This is a genomic window from Klebsiella sp. H-Nf2, assembly GCF_002806645.1.
Classification (GTDB): domain Bacteria; phylum Pseudomonadota; class Gammaproteobacteria; order Enterobacterales; family Enterobacteriaceae; genus Klebsiella; species Klebsiella variicola.
In genome coordinates this window covers 1-613 of the sequence record NZ_PIBL01000039.1, presented here as the reverse complement: position 1 = coordinate 613, position 613 = coordinate 1, and the positions used below count along the sequence as shown (strand labels likewise).

At 48.1% G+C, this 613-nt stretch carries 2 tRNA genes and 2 rRNA genes; all 4 read left to right on the top strand.

Going from position 1 to position 613, the window contains the following annotated elements:
• Positions 1-79 (top strand): 16S ribosomal RNA (locus tag CWM58_RS27910); the annotation flags it as partial.
• A 69-nt stretch (positions 80-148) separates the two neighbouring features.
• A tRNA-Ile gene (locus CWM58_RS27905) sits at positions 149-225 on the top strand.
• A 36-nt stretch (positions 226-261) separates the two neighbouring features.
• Positions 262-337 (top strand) — tRNA-Ala (locus CWM58_RS27900).
• A gap of 177 nt (positions 338-514) precedes the next feature.
• Positions 515-613, top strand: a 23S ribosomal RNA gene (locus CWM58_RS27895); the annotation flags it as partial.

Here is a 613-nt window from a genome sequence, read left to right as displayed (position 1 = left end):
TACCACTTTGTGATTCATGACTGGGGTGAAGTCGTAACAAGGTAACCGTAGGGGAACCTGCGGTTGGATCACCTCCTTACCTTAAAGAACCTGCCTTTGTAGTGCTCACACAGATTGTCTGATGAAAAACAGCAGTAAAAACCTCTACAGGCTTGTAGCTCAGGTGGTTAGAGCGCACCCCTGATAAGGGTGAGGTCGGTGGTTCAAGTCCACTCAGGCCTACCAAATTTGCGAAGCAAATTTGAAGAGGTTGCAAACGATGGGGCTATAGCTCAGCTGGGAGAGCGCCTGCTTTGCACGCAGGAGGTCTGCGGTTCGATCCCGCATAGCTCCACCATCATTACTGCAAACACAAGAAAACTTCAGAGTGAACCTGAAAAGGTGCACTGCGAAGTTTTGCTCTTTAAAAATCTGGATCAAGCTGAAAATTGAAACGACACACTGTTTAAGTGTGTTCGAGTCTCTCAAATTTTCGCGACACGTGGGTGTTTTACGAAACATCTTCGGGTTGTGAGGTTAAGCGACTAAGCGTACACGGTGGATGCCCTGGCAGTCAGAGGCGATGAAGGACGTACTAATCTGCGAAAAGCGTCGGTAAGGTGATATGAACCGT